This is a genomic window from Roseateles sp., assembly GCF_044373315.1.
Classification (GTDB): domain Bacteria; phylum Pseudomonadota; class Gammaproteobacteria; order Burkholderiales; family Burkholderiaceae_C; genus JACDQM01.
The window spans coordinates 1-21089 of record NZ_JBILQK010000023.1 but is presented as its reverse complement, the minus strand read 5'-3'; the positions used below and the strand labels follow the sequence as shown (position 1 = coordinate 21089).

Here is a 21089-nt window from a genome sequence, read left to right as displayed (position 1 = left end):
GCGGGCCACTCAGCCGCCAGTGACCGGCGGGAAGAAGGCGACTTCGGCGCCTTCGGGAATCAGCACGTCTTCCTTGGCGATCTGCTGGTTGAGCGCGCAGCGCAGCGCGCGCGCGCGGCTCAGCGCCGAGGCATGCGGCTCGCCGCGCGCCAGCAACTGGTCACGCAGGCCGCTCACGCTCATACCAGGCTGCCAGGCCAGGCTTTCGCTGGCGCCAAGCGCTTCGCGCAGCGAAGCAAAGTAACGCACGGTGATGGTCGTATGGCTCATGACAGCACTTCTGAAAACGGGATGAAGCTGACGCTGTCGCCCGGCGCGATGGGCGCGCCGGCGGGGTTGTCCACCAGCCCATCGGCCCAGACGGCCGAGCTCAGCACGCCCGAACTCTGGTTGGCGAACAGGTCCAGGCCGCCACCATCGTTCAAGCGCACACGCAGAAACTCGCGGCGCCGGTCGGGCTTGGGCCAGGCGAAATCGGCGCGCAGCGCAAAGCGGCGTGGCGTCAGACGCGTGGCTCCCTGCAGCCGCAGGATCACTGGACGCACCAGCAGCAGGAAGGTCACAAAGCTGGACACTGGGTTGCCCGGCAGGCCGACAAAGTGCGCCTGGCCGACGCGCCCGCAGGCCAGCGGCTTGCCCGGCTTGATCGCGATCTGCCACAGGTCCAGTTCGCCCTCGGCCTGCACGGCGGGGCGCAGATGGTCTTCCTCGCCGACCGAGACGCCGCCCGAGGTGATGATCAGATCCGCCTGGCTCGCGGCTTCGCGCAGCGCGGCGCGCGTGGCATCCAGCTGGTCGGGCACGATGCCCAGATCGACCACCTCGCAGCCCAGGCCTTGCAGCAGGCCGCGCAGCGTGAAGCGGTTGCTGTTGTAGATGGCGCCGGGCTTGAGCGGGTCGCCCGGCATGACCAGCTCATCGCCGGTGGAGAACAGCGCCACGCGCGGGCGGCGTGCCACCGTCAGCTGGGCGGCGCCGACCGTGGCAGCCAGACCCAGGGCCGCAGCGTCGAGCTTGTGGCCGGCGGCGAGCACGACCGAATCCCTGCGCACATCCTCGCCCTGGCGGCGAATCCACTGGCCGCTCTGCACCTCGGCGTTGACACGCACGCTGCCCAGCCCATCGCCGGGCACAGCCTCGCACTGCTCCTGCATCACCACTGCGTCGGCACCCACAGGGATCTGCGCGCCCGTGAAGATGCGCGCCGCCGTGCCCGGCTGGTGCAGCGCGCCCACCACGCCGGCAGGCACGCGCTGCGCCACCGGCAGCAAGGTGCCCGGCCTGGCCACATCGGCCGCACAGAGCGCGTAGCCGTCCATGCTGGTGTTGTCGGCCGGCGGCACATCCAGGGCCGACACCACATCAGCCGCCAGCACGCGGCCCAAGGCCTCGGCCGTGGGCAGGGTCTCGGCCTCACCCAGCGGCGCCACGCGCAACAGCAGACGCTCCAGAGCCTCATCCAGGCTCTGCATCGGCGGACGCCGTGGCGCGTCAGACATGGCTTCGGACGAAGTCCTTGACCTGCTGCACATCCACCGGCATCACCGTGACGCGCTTGGGCAGGGCTTCGATGTTTTCCAGGCCCGCCGGACGCGGCGGCTCGATGGCCAGCGCTTCCTGGATGGTGGCGGCGAACTTGGCTGGCAGTGCCGTCTCAAGCACCAGCATGGTGACACCTGCTTCGCGCTGCTCCAGCGCCACCTTCAAGCCGTCGGCCGTGTGGGTGTCGATCAACACGCCGTAGCTTGCATAGCAGCTGCGGATGGTGGCCAGGCGGTCGGCATGGGTGGAGCGGCCCGAGGCAAAACCGTAGCCGGCGATGCGGGCGAACTCCTCCGCGCTGATCTCGAAGCGACCTTGCTTGGCCACAGCCTCGCCGAACAGCGCCTTGGTGCGCGCGCCATCACGGCCCAGCAGGTCGAACACGAAGCGCTCGAAGTTGCTGGCCTTGGAGATGTCCATCGAGGGGCTGGAGGTCTCATGCGTCTCGGCCGAGCCGCGCACGCGATAGACGCCGCTGCGGAAGAACTCGTCGAGCACGTCGTTCTCGTTGGTGGCCACCACCAGTTTGGCTATCGGCAGGCCCATCATGCGCGCCACGTGGCCGGCGCAGACATTGCCGAAGTTGCCCGAAGGCACGCAGAAGCTGACCTTCTCGCTATTGGACTTCGTGGCCTGGAAGTAGCCGGCAAAGTAGTACACCACCTGCGCCAGCAGACGCGCCCAGTTGATCGAGTTGACGGTGCCGATCTTGTATCGACGCTTGAAGTCCAGATCATTGGACACCGCCTTGACGATGTCCTGGCAGTCATCGAACACGCCTTCGATGGCGATGTTGTGGATGTTGGCGTCCTGCAGGCTGAACATCTGCGCCTGCTGGAAGGGGCTCATGCGGCCATGCGGGCTGAGCATGAAGACGTTGACGCCCTGCTTCCCACGCATAGCGTACTCGGCCGCGCTGCCGGTGTCGCCCGAGGTCGCACCCAGGATGTTGAGCGTTTCGCCGCGGCGATTGAGCTCATACTCGAACAGCTGGCCCAGCAGCTGCATCGCCATGTCCTTGAAGGCCAGCGTGGGGCCGTTGGACAGGGCTTCGAGCGCCAGCCCCGACTCCAGCGTCTTCAGCGGCGTGATCTCGGGCGTGCCGAAGACCTCGGCCGTGTAAGTGCGGCGCGCGATGGCGCGCAGATCCCCGGCCGGGATGTCATCGATGTACAGGCTCAGGATCTCGAAGGCCAGGTCGGCATAGGCCAGACCGCGCCACTTCGAGAGCGTCGCATCGTCGACCTTTGGATATTGCAGCGGCAGGTAGAGGCCGCCGTCCGGCGCCAAGCCTTCGAGCAGGATCTCGCAGAAGCGGCGCTCAGTCTTGTCGCCGCGGGTGCTGACATAACGCATCAGGCCAGTTCCTCTTTGCGCAACTTGACGATGGGCGCCAGAACGGTCGGCAGCGCCTGCATCTGCGACAGCGCCTTGTTCATGCGGCCCTCGACGGTGTCATGGGTCAGGATGATCAGGTCGGTCTGCTTTTCGCCCTCGGCCGATTCACGCTGCAGCACGGCATCGATCGAGATGTCGTTCTCGGCCAGGATGGTGGTGATGCTGGACAGCACGCCAGCCTGGTCGGCCACGCACAGGCGCAGGTAGAAGGCGGTGACCACATCATCCATGGCCAGGATGGGCGTGTCGTTCATCGCATCCGGCTGGAAGGCCAGATGCGGCACACGGTGATCGGGGTCGGCGGTGTGCAGGCGGGTGATGTCCACCAAGTCAGCGATCACGGCCGAGGCGGTGGGCTCAGAACCAGCGCCCTTGCCATAGTACAGCGTGGTGCCCACGGCATCGCCCTGCACCACCACAGCATTCATCGCACCTTCGACGTTGGCGATCAGGCGCTGGCTCGGGATCAGCGTCGGGTGCACGCGCAACTCGATTCCATTCTCACGACGGCGCGCGATGCCCAGCAGCTTGATGCGATAGCCCAGCTGCTCGGCGTACTTGATGTCAGCCGCCTGCAGCTTGGTGATGCCTTCCACATGCGCCCTGTCGAACTGCACCGGGATGCCAAAGGCGATGGCCGACATGATGGTGGCCTTGTGCGCGGCGTCCACACCTTCGATATCGAAGGTCGGATCAGCCTCGGCATAGCCCAGGCGCTGCGCTTCCTTCAGCACCACGCCGAAGTCCAGGCCCTTGCCACGCATCTCCGACAGGATGAAGTTAGTGGTGCCGTTGATGATGCCGGCAATCCACTCGATGCGGTTTGCCGTCAGGCCTTCGCGCAGCGCCTTGATGATGGGGATGCCTCCGGCCACGGCCGCTTCGAACGCCACGATCACACCCTTGGCATGCGCAGCGGCGAAGATCTCGGTGCCATGCACGGCCAGCAGCGCCTTGTTGGCGGTGACCACATGCTTGCCGGCGGCAATCGCCTCCAGCACCAGCGCCTTGGCGATGCCATAGCCGCCAATCAGCTCGACGACGATGTCGATCTCGGGGTTGGCAATCACCTCGCGGGCATCGCTCACCACGACGGCGGCGTCGCCGACGATCTCGCGGGCGCGCTCGGTGTTCAGGTCGGCCACCATCGCAATCTCGATGCCACGGCCGGCACGGCCGCGGATCACATCCTGATTGCGGCGCAGCACATTGAAGGTGCCACTGCCCACGGTACCGATGCCCAACAGGCCGACTTTGATCGCTTTCATCTCGTACTCACTCACTCATGTCATCTTGAATTCCCGAGCGGCACCTGTCGAACTGGCTTTGCAAGGCCACCGGGTGCGCCCCCTAGAGGGGAAGCGCCGGAGGCGCTTCGGGGGTGGATCATTTCGTGTGGCGCTTGCGGTAATGCGCCAGGAAGCGCTCGATGCGGCCGATGGCATCACGGAGATCGTCCGTGTTCGGCAGAAACACCAGGCGGAAGTGATCGGGGGCTGTCCAGTTGAAGCCCGTCCCTTGCACGATCAGCACCTTTTCCTCGGCCAGCAGCTCGTAGGCGAACTGCTGGTCGTCCTCGATCGGGTAGATCTTGGGGTCCAGGCGGGGGAACATATACAAAGCAGCTTTCGGCTTGACCACGGTAACGCCGGGAATCTGCGTCAGCAACTCATAGGCGAGGTCGCGCTGGCGGCACAGGCGTCCACCGGGCGCGACCAGATCCTTGATGCTCTGGTAGCCGCCCAGCGCCGTCTGGATGGCCAGCTGGCCCGGCGTGTTGGCGCACAGGCGCATCGAGGCCAGCATGTTCAGGCCGGTGATGTAGTCCTTGGCGTGGCGCTTCTCGCCCGAGACGATCATCCATCCGGCACGGTAGCCGCAGGAACGATAGTTCTTCGACAGGCCGTTGAAGGTCAGGAACAGCACGTCGTCGGCCAGCGAGGCGATGCTGGTGTGGGTCTGACCGTCGTAAAGCGTCTTGTCGTAGATCTCGTCGGCCATAACGATCAGCTCGTTCTGGCGCGCGATCTCGACAATCTCCCGCAACACGCTCTCGGGGTAGAGCGCGCCGGTCGGGTTGTTCGGGTTGATGATGACGATGGCCTTGGTGCGGGGCGTGACCTTGCGCCGGATGTCCTCGATATCGGGCATCCAGTCGCTCTGCTCGTCGCACATATAGTGCACCGGCGTGCCGCCGGACAGCGCCACTGCGGCCGTATACAGCGGGTAGTCCGGCGCCGGCAGCAGCACCTCGTCACCGGTATCCAGCAAGGCGTTGAGCGCCATCACAATCAGCTCAGACGCGCCGTTGCCGAGATAGACATCGTCGACGGTGACGCCGCGGATGTTCTTTTCCTGGCAGTAGTGCACCACCGCCTTGCGGGGCGCGAACAGGCCCTTAGAGTCGGTATAGCCGGCCGTCGACGGCAGGTTTCGGATCATGTCCTGCACGATCTCGTCCGGCGGCTCCAGGCCGAACGCAGCGACATTGCCAATGTTCAGCTTGATGATCTTCTGTCCCTCTTCCTCCATCTGCCGCGCCTTGTCCAGAACAGGTCCACGGATGTCGTAGCAGACATTGGCGAGCTTGCTGGACTTGGCGATGGTCTTCAAGACGGACTCCGGATGGGGGATTAGGGCTGCGGTTATGCTGCGCCGCAAAACGCCGAATTTAAACACAGGGTCAGTGCCAGTCCGCCACGCCGCAAGCTCCGCGCCTTGCGTGGCGCCACGCCCGCAACACAGCGCATGAAGTTTCAACTCGATGAGCCGCAGGGCGGCAACAGCATTTCACGCCACGACGGCTCGCGCGTCTGGGTCAACGGACGTGTTCACACCAGCAGTCTGCTCGTACCCTGGCAAGGCGCAGTGCAAGCCTGGAACGTGTCGGCCTTCGAGACGCTCGATGAGGCGCACTTCGAGCAGATGCTTGCACTGAAGCCCGAGCTCGTGGTGTTCGGCAGCGGCAACAAGCTGAGGTTTGCACGGCCAGCGCTGTATCGCGGCCTGATCTCGGCCCGCATCGGCATCGAAACCATGGATCTGGCTGCGGCCTGTCGGACCTACAACGTGCTCTCCAGCGAAGGGCGCTCGGTTCTTGCGGCCTTGCTGATCGAGGCCTGAACACAGACGCTTCGCATCCCTCCAAAGGGCGACCCTGGGCTGGCCGGGGCGCCTTCGCGTTCAACGTATAATCCCGGGCTATGCCCAGCCGGGCACCCTCTCCTATAGAACGCCTCATGACGCCAGCGCTCAACAAACCCCTTCCGGAAATTGAAGCTCTCGCCACCGGCGGCTTGAAGTTCACACCGCATTCCTTCCTGGGTCAAGCCGTGGTGTTGTACTTCTATCCCAAGGACAACACGCCGGGTTGCACCACCGAAGCCATGCAGTTTCGCGACCGTCACAAGGACTTCGTGAAGGCCGGCGCCGTGGTGCTCGGCGTGTCGCGTGACAATATGGTGTCGCACGACAAGTTCAAGCAGACCCTTGAGCTTCCTTTCGAACTGATCGCCGACACCGAAGAGAAGCTTTGCCACATGTTCGGCGTGGTCAAGAACAAGATCATGTACGGCAAGAAGGTTAAGGGCATTGAGCGCTCGACCTTCCTGATCGACGCAGGCGGCGTGCTGCGCGCTGAATGGCGCGGCATCAAGGTGGCCGGCCATGTCGACGAAGTGCTGAAGGCCGTCAAGGCCCTGAAGAAGGAAGCGGCCTGAACGGCCCTTTCAGCCTCCAAATGCCTGGCGGGCGCAGCCCCGCAGTATCCACGCGAAGCTGGCTCGGAAGACCATCCCAGCCGGCTTTGTTGCATCTCCGCTGCGCACATCGGTCGCCATCGTCCGCCAGCACGCTTTGTGCATAATGAGTTCATGCCCCAGCGCCCTGCAGTCAGCCCCAGAAGCCGCAAAGTCGCCGTCTTTGCGGCTTTTTGCTTTTCAGGGCCTTCAGGGCGCGTTCTTCCGCCAACGACAGCGCAGTCCTGCGCCTTGACCGACGCCTCATGCCTCTGCCCAAGCCCCCGACCAAACGCGCCAGCCGCCTAGACGCTACTGCCTTTGCCGCGACGCCGGCCGTCAGCAAAGCCCCGACACCCCGCCCGGCAGCAGTACCATCGCCGGCGCCACTTGCAGAGGCAAGCAGCCGCTCCAGGCCGGTCAAGTCAGAGCGAAGCGCCACGGCCAAGCCCGTCACGCCAGCGCAGCTGGCCCAGACGGCATTTCCCGCGCGTCAGGCGAGCACGCCAGCCCCTGTGGCAGCAGCCACTGAGAAGCCCAAGGCAAAAGCCGCCAGAAGCAGCAAGCCCAGGAGCCTGGAGGCGCCCAAGCTTTTCGTGCTCGACACCAATGTGCTGATGCATGACCCGATGTGCCTGTTCCGCTTCGAGGAACACGACATCTATCTGCCCATGATCACGCTCGAAGAGCTGGACGGTCACAAGAAGGGCATGTCAGAAGTGGCGCGCAATGTGCGCCAGGTCAGCCGCGAACTCGACGCCCTGGCCGCCAGCCTGCAGAGCAGCACGCTCGAAGAGATGGCCAAGGGCCTGCCGCTGGCGCATACCGGCCACCGCGAAGCTGGCGGCAAGTTGTTCTTCCAGACCCAGCTGCTTGATACGCCGCTGCCCGTCGGGCTGCCGCAGGGCAAGGCAGACAACCAGATCCTCGGCGTCGTCCAGGCGCTCAAGAACCTTCAACCCGGCCGCGAGGTGGTGTTGGTGTCCAAGGACATCAATATGCGCATCAAGGCCCGTGCCCTGGGCCTGGCGGCTGAGGACTACCGCAACGACAAGGCCCTGGAAGACAGCGACCTGCTCTACACCGGCGTTCAGGCCCTGCCCGCCGATTTCTGGGAGCGCCATGGCAAGACCATGGAAAGCTGGCAGCAGGGCGGCACCACCTACTACCGCATCAGCGGTCCCTTGGTGCCCTCCTTGCTGGTGAACGAGTTCGTGTATCTGGAAGCACCCGGCTCGGCACCGCTGTATGCCAAGGTCACCGAGATCACAGGCAAGAGCGCGGTGCTGCGCACGCTGAAGGATTTCGGCCACCAGAAGAATTCCGTCTGGGGCGTCACCGCACGCAACCGCGAGCAGAACTTCGCGCTCAACCTGCTGACCGACCCGGATTGCGACTTCATCACGCTGACAGGCACCGCCGGCACCGGCAAGACCTTGATGACGCTGGCCGCCGGCCTGCAGCAGGTGCTGGACGAGCGCCGCTACAGCGAGATCATCGTCACCCGCGTCACCGTGCCGGTGGGTGAGGACATCGGCTTCTTGCCGGGTACCGAGGAAGAGAAGATGGGCCCGTGGATGGGCGCGCTGGACGACAACCTGGAAGTGCTGGCCCGTGGCGATGGCAGCGCCGGCGAATGGGGCCGCGCCGCGACCAATGATCTGGTGCGCAGCAAGATCAAGATCAAGAGCCTGAACTTCATGCGCGGCCGCACCTTCCTGAACAAGTACGTCATCATCGACGAGGCGCAGAACCTGACGCCCAAACAGATGAAGACCTTGATCACCCGAGCCGGCCCGGGCACCAAGATCGTCTGCCTGGGCAACCTGGCGCAGATCGACACGCCCTATCTGACCGAAGGCTCCTCGGGCCTGACCTTTGCCGTCGACCGTTTCAAGGGCTGGGCCCACAGCGGACATGTGACGCTCGCCCGTGGCGAACGCTCGCGTCTAGCGGACTTCGCTTCCGAAGTGCTGTGACGCTGTATGTCAGCGACCTGGACGGCACGCTGCTGGATCCGCAAGGGCAGCTCTCGGCGAGCACGCGCGCCGGCCTGACGCGGCTGCTCAGGGAGGGGCTCACCTTCACGGTGGCCAGCGCGCGCCATGTGGTGTCGATCCAGCGCCTGCTGGAAGGCCTGCCGCTGGCGCTGCCCGTGATCTCGTCCAATGGCGCCTACATCAGCGATATGGCCAGCGCCCGGCATGAGCTCGTCAACGCGATGGAGCCGGCCCTGGGCCAGGCCTTGTTCGCGCTGGTGCGCCAGCACGGCTTGATGCCCTTCATTGCCACCCACGGCAGCAAGGGTGACCAGCTGTTCTGGCACAGCACGCACAACGCCGGCCAGCAGAGCTTTGTCGATGAGCGCATCGCCAACGGCGACCCGCGCCTGCGCCAGAGCGCACGCTTGCAAGACGAATTGCGCGACCCGCTCGTGACCCTGGTGGTGGTCGACCGGCATGCGCCGCTGCAGGCGCTGCAGGCCGAGATCGAGACCTTGTGCGGCGATGCGGTACAGACGCATCTGAACGAAGACCTCTACCAGCCCGACTGGCCCTGGTTGACCGTTCACGACCGCCGCGCCAGCAAGGACCAGGCGATACGCACACTGGCCGAGCGCTACGGCCTGGCCGAACGCGAGATCGTCGTGTTCGGCGACCATGTCAACGATGTCTCGATGATGCGTGCCGCGCACCGCGGCATCGCGATGGGCAATGCGATCGACGCCGTCAAGGACGCGGCGCATGCGGTGATCGGCACGCACCATGAGGACAGCGTGCTGCGCTTCATCGAGCAAGACTGGCGTCGAGCCTGAGAGCGGCTCACAAAACCCTTCTGGCGTCGTTGCCCTGGCTGGCCGTACCTGCATGCACCGCCTGTGCCAGGAAGCCTAGCCAGAACCGCTTCGCTGGGTTTTGTGTGCCGCTCTGAGTTCAGTCGGGTGAGCTGGTGTCGCGCGCATCCGGACTGCCTTCGTGTCCGCGCAGCTGGTAGAAGATAAAGGCCGCCAGCGCGGCCATCGCACCGAGCGAACCAAAGGTGGCATGAAAAGCCGGCAGCAGCGCGCCGCCCAGGCCCTGATGCACCTGCGCCACCCCGGCGCCGCCTGAGTAGAGCAGCAGAAAGGCGCTTGATGTGGCCACGCCCAAGCTCATCGAGAGCTGCATCACCACCGCCAGCAGGCTGTTGCCGCTGCTCGCTGTGACGGCATCCAGATCGCCCAGCGTCAGTGTGTTCATCGCGGTGAACTGCAGGCTGTTGATCATGCCGAACAGCGCCAGGTGCAGGGCCAGCCACAGATGCGTGGTCTGCCGGTCGATCAACGCGAAGCTGGCGATCATCAGGCCCAGCAGCAGCGTGTTGACTACCAGCACGCGGCGATAGCCGGCGCGCCGGATCAACCGGATGGCCAGCGTCTTGCTAAGCATCGCCCCCAGCACGGTGGGCACCATCGAAAGGCCAGCCACGCTGGGGCTGTAGCCCAGGCCCAGCTGCAGAAACATCGGCATCAGAAAGGGCGTGGCGCCGCTGCCCAGGCGCGCAAACACATTGCCGATCAGCCCGATGCGGTAGGTCGGGATCGCGAACAGCGCGCGGCTGAACAGCGGTCGCTCGGCGCGCGCCGCATGCAGCCAGTAGGCCATCACGCAGGCCAGGCCGGCCACCAGCATCACCACGCAGACAGCCGGGCTGAGGATCGCTTCGCCAAAGCCCTGCAAGGCCAGCGACAGCAGCACCAGACCGAGGCTGAACAAGGCAAAGCCGCCCCAGTCAAACGGCGCCGGCGCGTCGCTGCGCAGTTGCGGCATGTGGCGCAGCGCCACCAGCACACCCACAAGGCCCACCGGCAGATTGATCAGGAAGATCCAGTGCCAGCTGGCGTACTGCACCAGCAAGCCGCCCAGGGCCGGACCTATCAGCGGGCCCAGCAGTCCGGGCAGCGCAATGAAGGTCATCACCGGCAGGAACTCGTCCTTCGGAAACACCCGCAGCACCGCCAGCCGGCCGACCGGCGTCAGCAAGGCGCCGCCGATGCCCTGCAGCACCCGCGCGGCCACCAGCGCCTTCAGCGACGGTGAGAGCGCGCAAGCCAGCGAGCCGAGCGTGAACAAAACGATGGCCCAGACGAACACGCGGCGCGTGCCGAAGCGGTCAGCCAGCCAGCCGGAGGCTGGAATCAGCAGCGCCACGGTGAGCAGATAGGCCACCACTGCAGCCTGCATGCGCAAGGGGTTTTCGCCCATGTCCGCCGCCATGCCAGGCAGCGCCGTATTCAGGATGGTGGTGTCCAGCGTCTGCATGAAGAAGGCCAGCGCCACCACCCAGGGCAGGACGCGGCGCGTTGCCGCATCGACGGGGGGACGCTCGTTCTCAGCCAGCATGGCTGCAGTATCGCGGCCGGCACGGCAAAGCGCCCGCAAGACCGAAGCCTTGCGGGCGCATGGTGAAACGAGCGAACGGCTGAAGCTGCCACCCGCGCGCCGTCAGCGCGCGACCGCACTCAGGGCGGCCGCCAAAAGCCAGCGAAGCGGTTCTGGCCAGGCGTCCTGGCGCAGGCAGTACATGCAGCAACGACGCCAGAAGGGTTTGTTTGCCGCCCTTACTTGCGCAGGTAGTCGAAGAAGGCCTTGTTGCTGGGCTCACGGCCCAGGAACTCGCGCACCAATTCCGGCGCCGGGCGCTGTCCGCCCTGGCCGAGGATGATGTTGCGGTAGCGAGCGCCGACGGCCTGTCCCAGCTTGTCCGCCTTGAACTCGCCGCGCAGGTCCATCGCCAGCACCAGGCTCCACAGATAGCCGTAGTAGCCGGCACCATAGCCACCCACCAGATGCCCGAAGCCAGCCGGGAACATCGTGCCCGGCACATGGCCCAGCGGCGTCGCGCCTTCCATGGCGGCCCACAGTCCCATGGGGTCAGGCTTGGCCGAGACGTGCAGGCGCAGGTCATAGCTGGCGTACAGATGCTGACGTCCGACCTGCGTGCCCTTGCCGTACTCGCGCGCTGCCACGGCCTGATCCACCATGGCATCCGGCACCGGCTTGCAGGTCGGGCAGACCTCGGCCATCAGCTTGAGCACCTGCTTGTCGTAGACCCAATCTTCCAGCATTTGCGACGGTGCCTCGACGAAGTCATGCATCACACTGGTTCCGCCCTGCGAGGCATAGCGCGTGGCCGACAGGTTGTTGTGCACCGCGTGGCCCAGCTCGTGCAGCAGGGTCTCGACCTCGTCCAGCGTCAGGCCCTTGCGGTCGAAGTTCACCACCAGCGCAGCAGTCGGCTTGCGGTCGATGCGGGTGCTGCTGGAGCGCAGCGGCCAGACCGCCGCATGGTTGTATTTGCCCTCGCGCGGATACAGGTCGACATACATCGTGGCCAGCGGCTTGCCCGTGGCGGCCTCGCTGACGGCAAAAGCCTGCACCTCCGGGTGCCAGGTCTGGGCCTTCACCGGCGTGTACTTCACACCCATCATCTTCTCGATCACTCGCATCGAGAACAGCAGGCTTTCCTGCGGCGGGAAGAACTCGCGGAAGGCGTCCTGATCGACTGAGAAGCGCTGTTTGCGGATGCGCTCGGCATAGAAGCTGGCATCCCAGCGCTCGACCTTGGTGGCCTCGACCGGCGTGCCCAGATGCTGGGCCTTGGCGGCGCGCAGCTCCAGCAGGTCGGCGCGTTCGCCCTCGATGACTGCGGCTTTGACCTCATCGAGGAACTTCATCGCCGTCGCGCCATCCTTGGCCATGCGGCGACGCAAGCTGAAATCCACATAGTCCTTGAAGCCGAACAGCGCCGCGTATTCCTGGCGCGCCTCCACCACCTCGGCCAACAGCTTCAGATTCGCTGCCCCACCCTCATTGGTCTTGGCCCGCCACATGCGCTCGCGCGCAGCGCCACTCTCGGCACTCTGCAGCACAGGCACATAACTCGGATAGTCAACACCCAGCACAACAAGGCCCTGTGCATCGCGTTTAGCGTCCTTCCAGACGCTGTCCGGCACACCCTTGAGCTCGGCCTCGGTGAAGCTCACCGTGACGGCGGCATCACGCACATTTTTCTCGAACTGCTGGCTCAGCTCGCTGGTCCTGTCAAGCAGCTGCTTGGCCCGGGCGCGCGCCTTGGGGGGCAGTGCCACGCCCGAATCCTCGAAGCCGGCCAGGCCGACACGCACCAGCTCGCGGTCGATATCGTCCCGCACCGGCGCGGCCTTCAGCGCGCGATAGAGTTTGGCGTTCTGCCCGAGCCGTGAACTGAAATCGGCCCAGCGAAGCGAGCAGGCCTGAGCCGCATCACGCACCGGCTTGTCGGGGTGGACGTTCAGCACGAATTCAATCGGGTACTGGGTGTCCTCGATGAAGGTGTAGAAGTCGTCATAGGCCGCCAACCAGCCGCCGTCGACCTTGCGCCTCTCGAGCTGCGCCACACGCTGCCCGGCGGCCTTCAGTCCGCTGTCGCAGGCGCTCTTGATGGCGGCAGCATCCTTGTACTGGGGAAAGGCCGGCGTCGGCAGTCCGGTGGCGGCCTGGGCCGTGAGCTGGCTCAGTGCCAGGAACAGGCTGCCGAGCAGAAGGGGCTGGTGATTCATGGGGTCTCCATCGCATTGCGGCCCCAACTCGAGTCTTGCAGGGCCAGTGCGCGCGATTGTGCCGCGCGGCGCCCGCCGCGCCAGCAGGTGCTGCGACAGACGGCGCGATACGCAGCATGAGCCACGGTCTGCCGCGCGAGCTGCGCGTGCCGTCGCATCGGAGTACGCCGGGCGCCGGGGTCAGGCCTTGAGAAGATCCTTGATCTGCTGCAGCGCGGTCGGGTCTTCGATGGTGGTCAGGTCGCCCGGATCGCGCGCCTCGCACACCGCCTGGATGGCCCGGCGCAGCAGCTTGCCCGATCGGGTCTTGGGCAGCACGCTGACGAAGCGCACGCGCGCCGGCCGCGCCACCGCGCCGAGCTGATCGTCGACGCGCTTCATGATCTCGCCTTCGAGCTTCAACGCGCCCTCGGGCGTCGCCGCAACTGACACATCCTTCAGCACAGCAAAAGCCATCGCCACCTGGCCCTTGAGTTGATCGGCCACGCCGACCACCGCCACTTCGGCCACGTTCGGATGGCTGGAGATGCTCTCCTCGATTTCCCGCGTGCCCAGCCGGTGGCCGGCCACATTGATCACGTCATCGGTGCGGCCGAGGATGAAGAAGTAGCCATCAGCGTCCTTCACGCCCCAGTCGAAGGTGCTGTACATGGTGCGGCCATGGATACCGGACCAGTAGGTCTTCACATAGCGCTCGTCGTCGCCCCAGATGGTCTGCAGGCAGCCCGGCGGCAGCGGGCCTTCAACCGCGATCACGCCCTTCTTGCCCGGCTCGGTGATCTCCTCGGCGGTGTTCTCGTCGATCAGGCGCACGTCGTAGCCGTAAACCGCCTTACCCGGAGAACCGAACTTGGTGGGCGCAGCCTCAACGCCGTTGCAGACTGCAAGGATGGGCCAGCCGGTTTCGGTCTGCCAGTAGTTGTCGATGATGGGCTTCTTGATTGCATTGGCTATCCAGCTGGCCGTCGGCTCGTCCAGCGGTTCGCCGGCCAGGAAGAGCGCGCGCAGGCTGCTGAGGTCGTACTTGGACAGAAAGGCCGGATCCTGCTTCTTCAGCACCCGCGCCGCGGTCGGCGCGCTGAACATCACGCTGACTTTGTACTTCTCGACCAGGCTCCACCAGATGCCGGCATCGGGGCGGATCGGCAGGCCCTCGTACATGAGGGTCGCCATGCCGGCGATCAGCGGGCCATAGATGATGTAGCTGTGGCCGACCACCCAGCCGATGTCCGAGGTGCTGAAGTAGGTCTCGCCCGGCTGGCCGCAGTAGATGTGCTTCATGCTCGCGGCCAGCGCGACGGCATAACCGCCGGTGTCGCGCTGCACGCCCTTGGGCTTGCCGGTGGTACCGCTGGTGTAGAGCGTGTAGCTCGGTGTGCTGGACTCCAGCCAGGTACAGGGCAAGCGGGCGTCCAGATGCTTGGCGCGCAGTGCGGCGTAGTCCAGGTCGCGCCCGGGCACGCGCGCCATTGGCGCCAGGCCGCGATCCACCATCAGAACGCCGGCCGGCTTGTGCTGCGCCAGCGTGATCGCCTCGTCCAGCAGATGCTTGTAGGGCACGACCTTGCCGCTGCGGCTGCCAGCATCGGCGCTGATGATCAGCTTGGGCGTCGCATCGTCGATGCGGCTGGCCAAGGAAACGCTGGCAAAGCCGCCGAACACCACCGAGTGGATGGCGCCGATCCGCGCGCAGGCCAGCATTGCGAAGGCCGCCTCGGGGATCATCGGCATATAGACCAGCACGCGGTCGCCCTGGCCCACGCCCTGCTCCAGCAGTATGGCGGCCATGCGCTCCACCTCGCGTTGCAACTCACCGAAGCTGTAGACGATCTCCTGATCGACCTCGGTCGAGACCCAGATCAGCGCGCGCTCGTCCGGGCGCTTGGCCGCGTGGCGATCCACCGCGTTGTGGCACAGATTGGTGCTGCCGCCGACAAACCACTTGGCAAACGGCGGCCGGCTGTAGTCGCAAACCTGAGTAAAGGGCTGATGCCAGTCGATCAGCTGCGCCTGTTCGGTCCAAAAAGCGTCAGGCTGCTCGATCGAGCGACGGTAGAACTCTGCGTAGCTGCTGCTCATGTCTCACACCTCTGCACCGGCCTTGGTGCCAATAATTATTCATGATGAATTCAAACCAGTGACATTTCATGCCTCTGGGCTGACGATAGCCTGACCTCGCTGCCGCCGCGATGCCGCTTCGCTGCCGCTGTAACCGATGCTTGCGCCAGAACAAGCACCTGAACAGAGGGTTGACCTGCAGGCTGTGGTCCAATCCGGGTATTCCCTTGCCGACCTGCACCCTGAAAACCCGGGCTTTCCCTCGACCACCGCGACCTTGCTTGACACTCCCGCCAGCCCCCATAGACACTCGCCGGCCATGTTTGCCGCCGGCCCACGCCCCCCAGCCATGAAGACCGTCCAGCATCCGCTGCGGGCCTGGCTGCTGGCGCTCGTCTTGAGCCTGGTCGGCGCTGGCGTGATGGCCGCACCGGGTGACACGGCGGCGGCTGCGCCTCAAGGCGCGGCCAGTGCGCCAGCCGCTGGCGGCGCCGACGCCGTCAGCAAGTTTCTGCGTGACCGGGGCCTGTGGTCACCGGGCGGTGCCCCGGGCGAGGTGGCCAACCAGGATCTTTTGAACCAGGTCCGTGACCATGCCTCGGAGATGGTGCTGTCTGCCATGAACTTCCTGGGCGTGCCCTACCGGCGCGGTGGCAACTCGGTGGAAACCGGCTTCGACTGCAGCGGCTTCACCCGCCATATCTTCGAGATGAGCCTGGGCCTGGTGCTGCCGCGCCGCGCCGACGAGCAGGCCAAGCTGTCGAGCCTGGTGACCATCAAGCGAGACGAGCTCAAGCCCGGCGACCTGGTGTTCTTCAACACCATGCGCCGGACCTTCTCACACGTGGGGATCTACGTGGGCGAGGGCAAGTTCATCCACGCGCCGCGCAGCGGCCAGAAGGTACGGGTCGAGGACATGCGCGAAGCCTACTGGGCCAAGCGCTTCACCGGCGCCCGGCGGGCCGCACTACCGGACAGCGCCGGCGCCATCGGTCAGTAGCTCGGTCAGTCAGCCAGCGCCACGCCCGCGGCGGCCAGATCCCAGGCTGCGTGGCCCACGGTCTTGAACAGCAGCGGCCTGCCGGGCGGCCTCTCCAGGGCATCCAGCAAGGGCTGCACAGCGGCCCAATCTACGCCGGCTTGAATCAGGTCACCAGCTTCCTGGCGCGCACCCTCCAGCGTGTCGACCACCAGGCTGCGCCGACGCACCAGCGCCGCCGGCACCTCCACCATCTGGGGCGTGAAGGCGCCGATCGCGACGATCAGCGTCGCATCGTCAATCTGCTCGGGCAGCACCGGCGCGCAGCTGGTGGTGGCGGTGATCACGGCCTGCGCGCCTTGCAGCGCGCTGGGAGCGTCGGCCGCCAGCTGCAAGTCCACGCCTTCGGCCTGCAATTCAGCGGCCAGCGCTTCGGCCCGCGCGGCGCTGCGGCTGCTCAAGGTGATCTGCGCGCCAAACAAGGCGTGGACGGCACGCGCATGCTCAGCCGCCTGCACACCGGCGCCGATCAGGGCCACGCGGCGGACGCTGCCCAACGGGACAAAACGTTGCAGGCCCAGCATCGACAGCGCCGCCGTGCGCCGTGCGGTAACGGTAGGACCGTCCAGCAGCGCCAGCAAGGCGCCATCGCGGGCATCGGTCACCAGCAGGCCGCCGCGTATCGCGGGCAGGCCCTGGGCCGGGTTGTTCGGGTGCACGGTCACCAGTTTGCTGATCGCCAGCCGCGCATTGACGGCGGGCATTACCAAGTAGCGGGCGCCACCGGGGAGCGCCAGCGAGTGCCGCTCGGGCGCCTGGATGGCGCCGGCCGCCAGGTCGCGCAGCGCGGCCTCAAGCGCCGGCAGCAGCGCCACATAAGGCAGGCGCTGCCGGGTCTGCGCTGCGTCGAGCTGCAGCATCAAGCGTGGGGGGCGATCAGAACGCGGCGATGCCGGTCTGCGCGCGGCCCAGGATCAGCGCGTGGATGTCGTGCGTGCCTTCGTAGGTGTTCACCACTTCCAGGTTCACCAGATGGCGGGCCACGCCGAACTCGTCGGAGATGCCGTTGCCGCCCATCATGTCGCGCGCCAGGCGGGCGATGTCCAGGGACTTGCCGCAGCTGTTGCGCTTCATGATCGAGGTGATCTCCACCGCGGCCGTGCCCTCGTCCTTCATGCGGCCCAGGCGCAGGCAGCCCTGCAGGCCCAGCGTGATCTCGGTCTGCATATCGGCCAGCTTCTTTTGAATCAACTGGTTGGCCGCCAGTGGCTTGCCGAACTGCTTGCGGTCCAGCGTGTACTGGCGGGCCTTGTGCCAGCAATCTTCCGCCGCACCCAGAGCGCCCCAGGCGATGCCATAGCGGGCGCTGTTCAGGCAGGTAAAGGGGCCCTTCAGGCCGCGCACCTCAGGGAAGGCGTTTTCCTCGGGGCAGAACACCTCGTCCATCACGATCTCGCCGGTGATGGAGGCACGCAAGCCCACCTTGCCGTGGATGGCAGGGGCGCTCAGGCCCTTCCAGCCCTTTTCCAGCACGAAGCCGCGGATCGAGCCTTCATCGTCCTTGGCCCAGACCACGAACACATCGGCGATGGGGCTGTTGCTGATCCACATCTTGGCGCCGCTCAAGCTGTAGCCGCCCGGCACCTTCTTGGCACGGGTGATCATCGAGCCGGGATCGGAGCCGTGGTTGGGCTCGGTCAGGCCGAAGCAGCCGATGTATTCGCCGGTGGCCAGTTTGGGCAGGTACTTCTGCTTGGTGGCCTCGTTGCCGAACTCGTTGATCGGCACCATCACCAGCGAGGACTGCACGCTCATCATCGAGCGGTAGCCCGAGTCCACGCGCTCCACCTCGCGGGCGATCAGACCGTAGCAGACGTAGTTCAGGCCGGAGCCGCCGTACTGCTCGGGAATGGTCGGGCCCAGCAGGCCCAGTTCGCCCATCTCGCGGAAGATGGCCGGGTCGGTCTTCTCATGACGGAAGGCTTCCAGCACGCGCGGCGCCAGGCGCTCCTGGCAGTAGACGCGTGCGGCATCGCGCACGGCGCGCTCGTCATCGCTGAGCTGCTGGTCCAGCAGCAGCGGGTCGTCCCAGTGGAAGCTTGCCTTGGTGGCCATGGTGAAGATCTCCTGCATGCGTGAATCTGTGGTGCCCGGCCCGCACAGATGAAAGCTGTTCGGACCGTAGCGCTGGCCTGGAGTATTCCGTGTGCGACGATTCGTGTCCAATTCGGAATTCCACTCCGACGATTCGCAACAACTATGAGTCTCGCCAGCCGCCTCGAATTCCGTCATCTGCGCTACTTCATTGCGTTGGCTGAGGAGTTGCACTACGGCCGCGCCGCGCAGCGCCTGGCAATCTCGCAGCCGCCGCTGTCGGTCGCCATCCAGCAGCTTGAGGCAAATGTCGGCGCGCGCCTGTTCGACCGCGACAGCAAGGGCGTGCGCCTGACGCCCGCGGGCGAGGCGTTCCGGCTCAGCGCCCAGTCCTTGCTCAGCCGCGCCGAGGACGCCTGCGCACTGGCCCGCGAGGTACAGGCCGGCGAAGTGGGCCGACTGCGCCTGGGCTTTGTCGGCTCCACCCTCTTCCATGGTCTGGCCGGCTGGCTGCAGGACTTCCAGTCTCGCTATCCGAAGGTGGAAGTCGTCGTCGTGGAGTTGAACTCGCAGGACCAGATCGAGGCCCTGCTGCACGAGGAGCTGGACCTGGCACTGCTGCACACCGACCGCCTGCCGCCCGGGCTGGACAGCCGGCCCCTCTACAGCGAGCCCTTCCTGGCCTGTCTGCCTGCCAACCACAAGATGGCTGCCAAGCGCCAGGTGGCGCTGGCAGCCTTGAGCGACCAGCCCTTCATCCTGTTCTCGCGCAAAGGCTCGCCGGATTACCACGCCCGCATCATCGAGATGTGCCGCAAGCAGGGCTTCTACCCGCGCCTGCAGCACGAGGGCCGGCACTGGCTCTCGGTCGTCTCGCTGGTGGGCCAGGGCCTGGGAGTCTCCATCGTGCCGGCCGCCTTCAAGCAGGCCGGCATCCAGGGCGCGGTGTTCAAGCCGCTGGCGGAATCCATCGAGGCCTCGGCGGTGTTTGCCGCCTGGCGGAGGGATTCAGCACCGGCACTGCGGGATGCCTTTCTGGCGGCACGGCCGGGCAGCTGATCCAAGGTCGCGGGGGTGCGGGCCGCCGCAAGCCCCTGTCAGTTCCCTGCAGGCTGACGTTTCCAGTTGCGCTTCCCGGCTTTGCGACAATGCCTCCCCATGCTTGATGTCGTCGTCTTGTTTTTCGCCCTGGGGGTTTTCGCGCGCTTGGTCAAAAGTGATCTGCGCCTGCCCGAAGCCCTGTATGAAACCCTCACCATCTATCTGCTGCTCGCCATCGGGCTCAAGGGCGGGCTGGAACTCAGTCGCCAGCCGCTGATGGACCTTTTGCCCCAGGTGCTGGCGGTGGTCATCCTGGGTGCCCTGGTGCCATTGGTGGTCACGCCTCTGCTGCGCCTGGCCGGCCTCAAGCCTGTGGATGCGGCAGGCCTGGCCGCCCATTACGGCTCGGTCAGCGTGGTGACCTTCGCCGTGGCCCTGACCGCGGTGCAGCGCGCCGGCCTGCCGTATGAGTCGCATGCGGCGCTGTGGGTTGCAGTGATGGAGGCACCAGGCCTGGTGGTGGGCATCGTGCTGGCCCGTCTGGCCCTCAAGCGCGCTGATGCCGGCAGCGGCTCGCGCATACGCTGGGGCTTGCTGGCCCATGAGGTGCTGCTGGGCAAGAGCGTGCTGCTGCTGATGGGCGGCCTGATGATCGGTGCAGTGGCTGGCGACGCCGGCGTGGCCCCGATCAAGGCCGTCTTCCTCGATCCCTTCAAGGGTGTGCTGGCGCTGTTCCTGCTGGAGCTGGGCCTGGTCGCGGGTGGCCAACTGGGCGCGCTCAAGCGCCACGGCATCAAGCTGGTGCTGGTGGGCTGCGCCTTGCCCCCGGTGCTGGCCTTGGCCGGCGCGGCCACCGGCATGCTGCTAGGACTGCAGGTCGGTGGCGTGGCCCTGCTGGCCACACTGGCTGCCAGTGCCAGCTATATCGCCGCCCCGGCTGCACTGCGCGTGGCCGTGCCGCAGGCCAATACCGGCCTGTCCATCGCCTGTGCACTGGGCGTGACCTTCCCCTTCAATCTGCTGGTGGGCATTCCGCTGTACCTGCATCTGGCGCCCTACTTCACGCGATGAACAACAAGCACCACCCCAAGACCAAACTCACGCTGGTGGCCGAGGCTGCCCTGGAGCCCCGGCTGCTGGCCGAGCTGAAGCGCCATCGGGCCCATGTCTGGACCATCAGCGAGATACGCGGTGCGTTTCCGGAAGGAGAGCGCGACGGCGACTGGGAGGCCAACCGCACCATCGAGATCAAGGTGATCTGCGAGCCGGCAGTGGCTGAGGCCATCGCCGACGCCGTGCTGGCCAAGTACGCCGCGGACTACAGCGTGGTGATGTATTTCAGCGCGGTGAGCGTGCTGCGCGCGGAGCGCTACTGAGCATGCCGGCGTCAAGGACAGTGATCTTGCCATTTTTTGCCAAGACTTCTATCCTGAGAGCATGAGCACGATGAACATCTCCCTGCCCGACAGCCTGAAGTCCTTTGTGGACGAACAGGTCAGCCAGCGCGGCTACGGCACGAGCAGCGAATATGTTCGCGAGCTGATTCGCAAGGACCAGGACCGACTGCAGCTGCGCGGCCTGCTGATGGCCGGCGCCGCGTCGGCACCCGCCGCCGTGGCCGACGCGGCCTACTTCGACAGCCTGCGCCAGCGCGTGCAAG

Annotated in this window: 19 protein-coding genes; 9 read left to right on the top strand and 10 right to left on the bottom strand. The window is 65.9% G+C overall.

All coding sequences use genetic code 11. The annotated features are described in order from the left end of the window. Positions 1 to 9 precede the first annotated feature (9 nt). From ACIQ67_RS07860 to ACIQ67_RS07840, 5 genes are all read right to left on the bottom strand, one after another. Positions 10 to 270 carry a MoaD/ThiS family protein gene (locus ACIQ67_RS07860; protein WP_397533808.1) on the bottom strand — a complete coding sequence of 87 codons (261 nt, stop codon included), beginning with the start codon at positions 268 to 270 and terminating at the stop codon, positions 10 to 12. Next, positions 267 to 1499: a gephyrin-like molybdotransferase Glp gene (gene glp, locus ACIQ67_RS07855; protein ID WP_397533807.1), complete on the bottom strand. Its 1233-nt coding sequence runs from the start codon at positions 1497 to 1499 to the stop codon at positions 267 to 269. The genes ACIQ67_RS07860 and glp overlap by 4 nt, the downstream gene beginning before the upstream one ends. Beyond that, on the bottom strand, positions 1492 to 2898 hold the full coding sequence (gene thrC / locus ACIQ67_RS07850) for a threonine synthase (protein WP_397533806.1): 1407 nt from the start codon (positions 2896 to 2898) through the stop codon (positions 1492 to 1494). Before thrC ends, glp begins: the two co-directional genes overlap by 8 nt. Continuing rightward, complete coding sequence (locus ACIQ67_RS07845) at positions 2898 to 4208, bottom strand: homoserine dehydrogenase (protein ID WP_397533805.1); 1311 nt, start codon at positions 4206 to 4208, stop codon at positions 2898 to 2900. The genes thrC and ACIQ67_RS07845 overlap by 1 nt, the downstream gene beginning before the upstream one ends. 118 nt (positions 4209 to 4326) lie before the next feature. Next, positions 4327 to 5553 carry a pyridoxal phosphate-dependent aminotransferase gene (locus ACIQ67_RS07840; protein ID WP_397533804.1) on the bottom strand — a complete coding sequence of 409 codons (1227 nt, stop codon included), beginning with the start codon at positions 5551 to 5553 and terminating at the stop codon, positions 4327 to 4329. A gap of 135 nt (positions 5554 to 5688) precedes the next feature. Between ACIQ67_RS07840 and ACIQ67_RS07835 the strand changes: the two genes are divergently transcribed. The 4 genes from ACIQ67_RS07835 (at position 5689) to ACIQ67_RS07820 (ending at position 9492) form a co-directional block, all read left to right on the top strand. Then, on the top strand, positions 5689 to 6063 hold the full coding sequence (locus ACIQ67_RS07835) for an Mth938-like domain-containing protein (protein ID WP_397533803.1): 375 nt from the start codon (positions 5689 to 5691) through the stop codon (positions 6061 to 6063). Positions 6064 to 6179: 116 nt separating this feature from the next. Then, a complete protein-coding gene (locus tag ACIQ67_RS07830) occupies positions 6180 to 6659 on the top strand; it encodes a peroxiredoxin (protein WP_397533802.1) in 480 nt (159 codons plus the stop codon). 284 nt (positions 6660 to 6943) lie between these two features. After that, entirely contained in the window at positions 6944 to 8656 is a 1713-nt protein-coding gene (locus ACIQ67_RS07825) for a PhoH family protein (RefSeq protein WP_397533801.1), read from the top strand. Further along, positions 8653 to 9492: an HAD family hydrolase gene (locus ACIQ67_RS07820; protein ID WP_397533800.1), complete on the top strand. Its 840-nt coding sequence runs from the start codon at positions 8653 to 8655 to the stop codon at positions 9490 to 9492. Before ACIQ67_RS07825 ends, ACIQ67_RS07820 begins: the two co-directional genes overlap by 4 nt. Positions 9493 to 9610: 118 nt before the next feature. On the opposite strand, the gene mdtD is transcribed toward ACIQ67_RS07820, so the two are convergent. The 3 genes from mdtD to ACIQ67_RS07805 all read right to left on the bottom strand — a co-directional run bounded on the left by mdtD (position 9611) and on the right by ACIQ67_RS07805 (position 15336). Continuing rightward, the gene (gene mdtD, locus ACIQ67_RS07815; protein ID WP_397533799.1) at positions 9611 to 11059 is read right to left on the bottom strand and encodes a multidrug transporter subunit MdtD; all 1449 of its coding nucleotides are present in this window, start codon (positions 11057 to 11059) and stop codon (positions 9611 to 9613) included. A 218-nt stretch (positions 11060 to 11277) separates the two neighbouring features. Beyond that, positions 11278 to 13257, bottom strand: a complete 1980-nt coding sequence (locus ACIQ67_RS07810) for a M3 family metallopeptidase (RefSeq protein ID WP_397533798.1) — start codon at positions 13255 to 13257, stop codon at positions 11278 to 11280. A gap of 180 nt (positions 13258 to 13437) precedes the next feature. After that, positions 13438 to 15336: a propionate--CoA ligase gene (locus tag ACIQ67_RS07805; protein WP_397533797.1), complete on the bottom strand. Its 1899-nt coding sequence runs from the start codon at positions 15334 to 15336 to the stop codon at positions 13438 to 13440. A gap of 328 nt (positions 15337 to 15664) precedes the next feature. Here ACIQ67_RS07805 and ACIQ67_RS07800 point away from each other — a divergent pair, with 328 nt between their 5' ends. Continuing rightward, positions 15665 to 16315: a C40 family peptidase gene (locus ACIQ67_RS07800; protein ID WP_397533796.1), complete on the top strand. Its 651-nt coding sequence runs from the start codon at positions 15665 to 15667 to the stop codon at positions 16313 to 16315. A gap of 5 nt (positions 16316 to 16320) precedes the next feature. Here ACIQ67_RS07800 and ACIQ67_RS07795 read toward each other — a convergent pair whose 3' ends face one another. Further along, on the bottom strand, positions 16321 to 17214 hold the full coding sequence (locus ACIQ67_RS07795; protein WP_397533795.1) for a delta(1)-pyrroline-2-carboxylate reductase family protein: 894 nt from the start codon (positions 17212 to 17214) through the stop codon (positions 16321 to 16323). 16 nt (positions 17215 to 17230) lie between these two features. Continuing rightward, positions 17231 to 18409, bottom strand: a complete 1179-nt coding sequence (locus tag ACIQ67_RS07790; protein ID WP_397533794.1) for an acyl-CoA dehydrogenase — start codon at positions 18407 to 18409, stop codon at positions 17231 to 17233. Positions 18410 to 18553: 144 nt separating this feature from the next. Here ACIQ67_RS07790 and ACIQ67_RS07785 point away from each other — a divergent pair, with 144 nt between their 5' ends. The 4 genes from ACIQ67_RS07785 to ACIQ67_RS07770 form a co-directional block, all read left to right on the top strand. Then, positions 18554 to 19447, top strand: coding sequence for a LysR family transcriptional regulator (locus tag ACIQ67_RS07785; RefSeq protein ID WP_397533793.1), 894 nt, complete (start codon positions 18554 to 18556; stop codon positions 19445 to 19447). Between the two features lie 99 nt (positions 19448 to 19546). Beyond that, entirely contained in the window at positions 19547 to 20500 is a 954-nt protein-coding gene (locus tag ACIQ67_RS07780; protein WP_397533792.1) for a sodium-dependent bicarbonate transport family permease, read from the top strand. Beyond that, positions 20497 to 20805 (top strand): P-II family nitrogen regulator, encoded by a 309-nt coding sequence (locus tag ACIQ67_RS07775; RefSeq protein ID WP_397533791.1) that lies wholly within the window; start codon positions 20497 to 20499, stop codon positions 20803 to 20805. The genes ACIQ67_RS07780 and ACIQ67_RS07775 overlap by 4 nt, the downstream gene beginning before the upstream one ends. 61 nt (positions 20806 to 20866) lie before the next feature. Continuing rightward, on the top strand, positions 20867 to 21089 hold a 223-nt coding region (locus ACIQ67_RS07770), incomplete at its 3' end, for a type II toxin-antitoxin system ParD family antitoxin (RefSeq protein ID WP_397533790.1).

Excerpts from the sequence above, each read along its gene's own strand:
- ACIQ67_RS07860 (WP_397533808.1), bottom strand. The coding sequence starts at position 270 with ATGAGCCATACGACCATCACCGTGCGTTACTTTGCTTCGCTGCGCGAA.
- glp (WP_397533807.1), bottom strand. The coding sequence starts at position 1,499 with ATGTCTGACGCGCCACGGCGTCCGCCGATGCAGAGCCTGGATGAGGCT.
- thrC (WP_397533806.1), bottom strand. The coding sequence starts at position 2,898 with ATGCGTTATGTCAGCACCCGCGGCGACAAGACTGAGCGCCGCTTCTGC.
- ACIQ67_RS07845 (WP_397533805.1), bottom strand. The coding sequence starts at position 4,208 with ATGAAAGCGATCAAAGTCGGCCTGTTGGGCATCGGTACCGTGGGCAGT.
- ACIQ67_RS07835 (WP_397533803.1), top strand. The coding sequence starts at position 5,689 with ATGAAGTTTCAACTCGATGAGCCGCAGGGCGGCAACAGCATTTCACGC.
- ACIQ67_RS07830 (WP_397533802.1), top strand. The coding sequence starts at position 6,180 with ATGACGCCAGCGCTCAACAAACCCCTTCCGGAAATTGAAGCTCTCGCC.
- ACIQ67_RS07825 (WP_397533801.1), top strand. The coding sequence starts at position 6,944 with ATGCCTCTGCCCAAGCCCCCGACCAAACGCGCCAGCCGCCTAGACGCT.
- mdtD (WP_397533799.1), bottom strand. The coding sequence starts at position 11,059 with ATGCTGGCTGAGAACGAGCGTCCCCCCGTCGATGCGGCAACGCGCCGC.
- ACIQ67_RS07810 (WP_397533798.1), bottom strand. The coding sequence starts at position 13,257 with ATGAATCACCAGCCCCTTCTGCTCGGCAGCCTGTTCCTGGCACTGAGC.
- ACIQ67_RS07805 (WP_397533797.1), bottom strand. The coding sequence starts at position 15,336 with ATGAGCAGCAGCTACGCAGAGTTCTACCGTCGCTCGATCGAGCAGCCT.
- ACIQ67_RS07800 (WP_397533796.1), top strand. The coding sequence starts at position 15,665 with ATGAAGACCGTCCAGCATCCGCTGCGGGCCTGGCTGCTGGCGCTCGTC.
- ACIQ67_RS07795 (WP_397533795.1), bottom strand. The coding sequence starts at position 17,214 with ATGCTGCAGCTCGACGCAGCGCAGACCCGGCAGCGCCTGCCTTATGTG.
- ACIQ67_RS07790 (WP_397533794.1), bottom strand. The coding sequence starts at position 18,409 with ATGGCCACCAAGGCAAGCTTCCACTGGGACGACCCGCTGCTGCTGGAC.
- ACIQ67_RS07785 (WP_397533793.1), top strand. The coding sequence starts at position 18,554 with ATGAGTCTCGCCAGCCGCCTCGAATTCCGTCATCTGCGCTACTTCATT.
- ACIQ67_RS07780 (WP_397533792.1), top strand. The coding sequence starts at position 19,547 with ATGCTTGATGTCGTCGTCTTGTTTTTCGCCCTGGGGGTTTTCGCGCGC.
- ACIQ67_RS07775 (WP_397533791.1), top strand. The coding sequence starts at position 20,497 with ATGAACAACAAGCACCACCCCAAGACCAAACTCACGCTGGTGGCCGAG.